This is a genomic window from Actinomadura logoneensis, assembly GCF_003428695.1.
In the GTDB taxonomy this organism is placed as follows: domain Bacteria; phylum Actinomycetota; class Actinomycetes; order Streptosporangiales; family Streptosporangiaceae; genus Spirillospora; species Spirillospora logoneensis.
The window spans coordinates 1-4,948 of sequence record NZ_QURH01000069.1 but is presented as its reverse complement, the minus strand read 5'-3'; the positions used below and the strand labels follow the sequence as shown (position 1 = coordinate 4,948).

8 protein-coding genes are annotated in these 4,948 nt (G+C 72.9%); 3 read left to right on the top strand and 5 right to left on the bottom strand.

The genetic code is table 11. From position 1 onward, the window contains the following. The first annotated feature begins 204 nt into the window (after positions 1-204). From DZF91_RS03280 to DZF91_RS03270, 3 genes are all read left to right on the top strand, one after another. On the top strand, positions 205-498 hold the full coding sequence (locus DZF91_RS03280; RefSeq protein ID WP_117356018.1) for a GroES family chaperonin: 294 nt from the start codon (positions 205-207) through the stop codon (positions 496-498). Between the two features lie 323 nt (positions 499-821). Next, positions 822-1,622 (top strand): SAM-dependent methyltransferase, encoded by an 801-nt coding sequence (locus DZF91_RS03275; protein WP_117356016.1) that lies wholly within the window; start codon positions 822-824, stop codon positions 1,620-1,622. A 167-nt stretch (positions 1,623-1,789) separates the two neighbouring features. Beyond that, positions 1,790-2,365: a dihydrofolate reductase family protein gene (locus DZF91_RS03270; protein ID WP_117356015.1), complete on the top strand. Its 576-nt coding sequence runs from the start codon at positions 1,790-1,792 to the stop codon at positions 2,363-2,365. 85 nt (positions 2,366-2,450) lie between these two features. Here DZF91_RS03270 and DZF91_RS03265 read toward each other — a convergent pair whose 3' ends face one another. The 5 genes from DZF91_RS03265 to DZF91_RS03245 all read right to left on the bottom strand — a co-directional run bounded on the left by DZF91_RS03265 (position 2,451) and on the right by DZF91_RS03245 (position 4,886). Beyond that, entirely contained in the window at positions 2,451-2,858 is a 408-nt protein-coding gene (locus DZF91_RS03265; protein WP_199486374.1) for a gas vesicle protein K, read from the bottom strand. Next, positions 2,855-3,067, bottom strand: coding sequence for a gas vesicle protein (locus tag DZF91_RS03260; RefSeq protein WP_199486373.1), 213 nt, complete (start codon positions 3,065-3,067; stop codon positions 2,855-2,857). The genes DZF91_RS03265 and DZF91_RS03260 overlap by 4 nt, the downstream gene beginning before the upstream one ends. Beyond that, entirely contained in the window at positions 3,064-4,032 is a 969-nt protein-coding gene (locus tag DZF91_RS03255; protein ID WP_117356013.1) for a GvpL/GvpF family gas vesicle protein, read from the bottom strand. The genes DZF91_RS03260 and DZF91_RS03255 overlap by 4 nt, the downstream gene beginning before the upstream one ends. Then, a complete protein-coding gene (locus DZF91_RS03250; RefSeq protein ID WP_117356012.1) occupies positions 4,032-4,439 on the bottom strand; it encodes a gas vesicle protein in 408 nt (135 codons plus the stop codon). Before DZF91_RS03250 ends, DZF91_RS03255 begins: the two co-directional genes overlap by 1 nt. Positions 4,440-4,550: 111 nt before the next feature. Then, entirely contained in the window at positions 4,551-4,886 is a 336-nt protein-coding gene (locus DZF91_RS03245) for a gas vesicle protein GvpO (RefSeq protein WP_268915916.1), read from the bottom strand. Positions 4,887-4,948 lie beyond the last annotated feature (62 nt).

Sequence of the window (4,948 nt, the reverse complement as noted above, 5' to 3'; positions counted from 1 at the left end):
GCCCGGCTGGACGAGGCGGCCGACCCGCGTCCGCTCGGCCGCCCGCTCGCCCGGTCCGCCGCGGCCGTGTCCGTCGCCGCCCCGCTGGTCGCGGTGGCGCTGACGCTCGCCGCGATCCCGCCCGCGTGCTGACGCGAGGACGGACGGACCTGCCGTAACTGGTATCTTCCGAGGGTGTCCGACCAGGCCAAGTTCGAAGTCCAGATGCTCCACGACCGCGTCATGATCAAGGTCGAGAAGGAGAGCGGGGAGCGCCGCAGCACCGGCGGCATCGTCATTCCGGCCACGGTGGAGCAGTCCAACCGGCTCAGCTGGGGCGAGGTCTGCGGCGTCGGCCATCACGTGCGCACCGTCAAGGTCGGCGACCGCGTCCTGTTCCACCCCGAGGACCAGTTCGTCGTCGAGATCCAGGGCGAGGACTACCTCGTCATGCGCGAGCGCGACCTGCACGCGATCGCCAGCGAGCGCCCCGAGCACGGCACCGGCCTCTACCTCTGACGCGAGGCCGTCCCCTGCCCCTCGCCGGGCTCGACAAGGCCGCCGATATTCGGCACGCTGCGTATCTCTTCCGTCGCCGGACGCCATTCTCGGAATCGTTCAGGGTGTTTTCCCAGAACGGTCGCTGGATGGCGGAAACTGCGTCGCCGGGATCGCGAAAACCCTTGGGTAAGAAGCGGCGCGCCGCTAACGTGATGGCGCGGTGGGCACCGGGCCCCACGCGGCCGCGCGGACGGGGTTTCGCGGTCCGGTTCCGGTGTGCGGACGAGTTCGGCGGGCGGGGTTTCGGCGGGCGGGCCGGAAGCCCGGCGGGGAGGGCTTCGATGGCTGGGGAATGGGCTCCGACGGGTATCGACACCTCGCGGCCGAGTCCGGCCCGGATCTACGACTGGCTGCTCGGCGGCAAGGACAACTTCGCCGCCGACCGTGCCGCCGGGGAGCGGATCCTCCGGGCGGCGCCGCACAGCGTCACGGCCGCCCGCGAGAACCGCGCGTTCCTGCGGCGGGCCGTGGAGTACCTCACCGACCAGGGCGTCGACCAGTTCCTCGACATCGGCACCGGCCTGCCCACGCGCGACAGCGTGCACGAGGTCGCGCAGCGGCGCCTGCCCGGCGCGCGGGTGGTCTACGTCGACAACGACCCGATCGTCTCCGTGCACGCCCGGGCGCTGCTGAGCAGCACCGACAACGTCGCGCTGGTCGAGGCGGACCTGCGCGACCCGGCGGCGATCTGGGCGGACGCCCAGGTCCGGGAGCTGATCGACTTCACCCGTCCGGTGGCGGTCCTGCTCCTGGCGATCCTGCACTTCGTCCCGGACGAGGACGACCCGCACGCGATCGTCGCGAGCCTGCTGTCGCGGGCCGCGCCGGGCAGCTTCCTGGTGGTGACGCACAGCACCGCCGACCTCGCCCCGGAGCTGAGCCGCGAGGTCGAGCAGGTGTACGACGGCGCGTCCGCCTCGCTGCACACGCGGTCCCGAAACGAGGTCGAGCGGCTGCTCACCGGCACCGAGCCGGTCGAACCGGGCCTGGTGTTCACCTCGCAGTGGCGGCCCGCGCCCGGCACGGACGTCGCCGATCCGAAGGAGGCCGCGCTGTACGCGGCGGTCGGGCGCAAGCCATGACCGCGTGACCGCCACCGGTCAGCGCCATCGTTGAACCGGCCCGGCCGGTTCTGGGATCTTGGGAGCCCTCCGTTCATCGCGGCGCCCTCCGGGATGCCGTGGTGAACGCGTTTTCTGTTCGGACGGCCCGCCCCGCGGCGGCGTCCGGTCCCCACTCAGGAGTTCACATGCGCACCCTTATCAGCACCGCCTTCATCTCGCTGGACGGCGTGGTGGAAGGCCCCGGCGGCGAGCCCGAGTATCGCAACTCGGGCTGGACGTTCAAGGACATCGAGTTCGTCCCGGAGGCGTACGAGATCAAGGGCCGGGAGCAGGAGGAGGCGGCCGCGATGATGATGGGCCGCACCAGCTACGAGTCGTTCAGCAAGGTCTGGCCGGGCATGGCCGAGTTCGCCCGCTACAAGACGATGCCGAAGTACGTCGTCTCGACCACGCTCACCGAGGACGACCTGGTGGACGACTGGGGCGACACGACGATCCTGCGCTCGGTCGACGAGGTCGCCGAGCTGAAGCGGGAGTCCGCGGGCGGCCCGATCATCCTGCACGGCAGCGCCTCGCTCAACCACGCGCTCTCCGACGCCGGCCTGATCGACCGCTACCACCTGCTGGTCTTCCCGCTGCTGCTCGGCGCGGGCAAGCGGCTGTTCAGCGACACCGACAAGGACACCCAGCACCTGAAGCTCGTCGAGCACGAGGTGTACTCCAACGGCCTGCAGAAGAACGTCTTCGACGTCGTCCGCTAGCCGCGGGGGGAACCGCACGCGAGCCGGTGGGCGCGGGCGGGAGCCGCACGCGGGCCGGGTGACCGCCCGGTGAGGGCGGGGGCGGTCACTGCTCGGGCAGGAGGGGGCCGAGCGGGCCGAGGTCGAGGTTGAGGTCCTCGGGCCGGAGGTCGAAGTGGTCCCGCAGGTGGGCCATCGCCTCCTCGAGGCGCATCAGCGCCGTGCCCAGCTTCTCGGTCTGGTCGTCGGTGAGCGAGCCCTCCTCGACGCGGCGCAGCGCCTGGCGCTCCATCAGCTGGCGGATCAGCTCGACCAGCGTCAGCACGAGCTTCACCAGGTCCCGCTCGACGTTCTCCGGGTCGGTCTGCAGGCGCTGCGCGGTCCGGCTCGGCGTGCGGGCCGTCCGCCGCGGCTCGCGGACGGGGTGGGCCGCGGGCGCGTTGTCACCGGTCAGATCGGCGATGCCGTCCGCGGTGAGGTCGGTGATCCGGGTCAGGTCTCTCATCTCTCTCATCGCGCGCGCTCCCCGGGGTCGACGATCTGGTCGTACACGGTGGTGATCACGGCGCGCAGGTCGACCCGGACCAGGTCGATCTCGGCGATGGAGATGACCAGGTCGCCGGTGAGCACGACCCCTCCCGCCAGGAGGCGGTCGAGCAGGTCGACCAGCGCCAGGCGCTCGGCGGGGACGCCCGGTTCGCCGGTGTCCAGGAGGGCGCTCAAGGCCGCGTCCCCTCCGCCGCGCCCTCGGGCACGGACGTCGGCGTGGCCTCGTCGCCGTCGATGAAGGAGTAGGGCGGCCAGGGGCCGGTGACCTCGATCTTCACGCCGGGCAGCCGCCGGTCCACGGCCCGGGCGACCTCGTGGAAGCCCTCGGTCTGCTCGTCGTCGACGAGGTAGGCCATGTTGAGGATGAGGGTCTCATGCCGTCCGGACAGCCGGGCGTCCTGGGACGCGTGCTGGCGGGACGCGACCGCGTGGTCGGCCAGCTCGGCGTGGACGGCGCGGGCGTGCTCGGCGAGCCGGTCCTGCGTGGCGCGCCGGGCCTGCCGGGCGGCCTGCCGCCGCTGCAGGTAGGCGGTGCCCGAGGTGGGCCGCGCGGACGCGCCGGAGGCCGGTCCGTCCGCTGGTTCGCCGTCGCCGGTGCCGTCCCCGGCTCCGTCCGCCTCGGGGACGGCGTACGCCTTGACTCCCCATTCGGTGCGTCCGGTGATGCGGTCGAGGAGTTCGAGTAGCCGCCGGTGGTCGTGCTCCAGGACCTCCAGGACGCGCCGCTCGTCGCGGTACAGGGTCGCGATCCGCACGGGCGCGGTCGGGGCGTGCCCGGCGATGTCGGTGACGACCCGGTGGTGGGCGCGCGCGGTGCCCTCCAGCCACGCCAGGTCCTCCAGGTTGTCGCGGAGGGCCTGCTCGCCGAACTGGTCGAGGCCGACGACGCTGATCAGCGCGGTGAGCCCGCTGTCGGGGTGGACGAGGGGGCGCACGGGCTCGTCGGCGACGCCGGTGACGCCGTCCAGCGCGGACTCGTCCAGGTCGCGCGCCACGCCGTACAGGTAGACGGCGGTGCCGGTCTCCCGGTCGTCCGCCCGCTGGGCGGCGGTGCCGGGGGTGACGGTGCCGGGGGTGGCGGTGCCGGGGGTGGCGGTGCCGGGGGTGCGGGTCCCGGGGGTGCCGGACGGGGTGGTCATCACTTCTCCTCCTCCTGGGCGGCTTCGAGGGCGGCGAGGCGTTCCCGCAGCAGCCGGTTCTCCTCCTCCAGCCGGGCGCGGTCGTCACCGGACCCGACCTCGCCCGCGGCGGATCCGCCGCTGCGCACCTTCGCCTTCGGTGCGGCGCGGGCGCTCGAGGAGAGCGAGGGGTCGTGCTCCCACCAGTCGATCCCCATCTCCTTCGCCCGGTCGACGGACGCCACCAGCAGCCGCAGCTTGATGGTGAGCAGTTCGATGTCGAGCAGGTTCACGCGGATGTCGCCGACGATGACGATGCCCTTGTCGAGCACGCGCTCGAGGATGTCGGCGAGGTTCGCGCTCTGCCGGTCGGCGGAGACGGAACGGGCGGGAGAGCGTGAGGTCCCGGTCCATGGCGTTTCGCTCAAGGCGGTTCGTCCTCCCGTGGATGCGGATGTGGATGTGGTCGGGGGCGGGGGGCGCGGAGGTTGGGGGCGGTTGGGGCGGGGTGGGGGCGTCGGGGCGGACGGCGGCACCGCTCAGCGGTGGCGCCCGTCCACCTGGCCGCGCGCGTAGCGATGGGTGCGGTGGTAGCCCGTGAGGTCCCCGTCGGAGTCGAGCTCGACGCGGTAGCAGGCGAGGATGTCGGCGGAGTCGGGGATGCGGTGGGTCTCCACGATCTCGACCGTGACGATCCAGCCGTCCTCCGAGCGCTCCACCCCGACCACCCCCTCCGACTCCCGGCCGGTCAGGGCCACGAGTTGCTCGACGGCCTCCTTCGCGGCTTCAACGGCAGACTTCATTCCGGTCCTCCGGACCCGTCTCTCGGCACTCTTCCTGCGCGGCCCCGCGCCTCCGGACCGCCGCGGCGCCACCCGGGCGGCCAGGCGCCTCCGCCGAGCCGGACCGGCAGCGGACCTCCGTGCCGGTCCGGCGG

Excerpts from the sequence above, each read along its gene's own strand:
- DZF91_RS03270 (WP_117356015.1), top strand. The coding sequence starts at position 1,790 with ATGCGCACCCTTATCAGCACCGCCTTCATCTCGCTGGACGGCGTGGTG.
- DZF91_RS03280 (WP_117356018.1), top strand. The coding sequence starts at position 205 with ATGCTCCACGACCGCGTCATGATCAAGGTCGAGAAGGAGAGCGGGGAG.
- DZF91_RS03255 (WP_117356013.1), bottom strand. The coding sequence starts at position 4,032 with ATGACCACCCCGTCCGGCACCCCCGGGACCCGCACCCCCGGCACCGCC.
- DZF91_RS03265 (WP_199486374.1), bottom strand. The coding sequence starts at position 2,858 with ATGAGAGAGATGAGAGACCTGACCCGGATCACCGACCTCACCGCGGAC.
- DZF91_RS03275 (WP_117356016.1), top strand. The coding sequence starts at position 822 with ATGGCTGGGGAATGGGCTCCGACGGGTATCGACACCTCGCGGCCGAGT.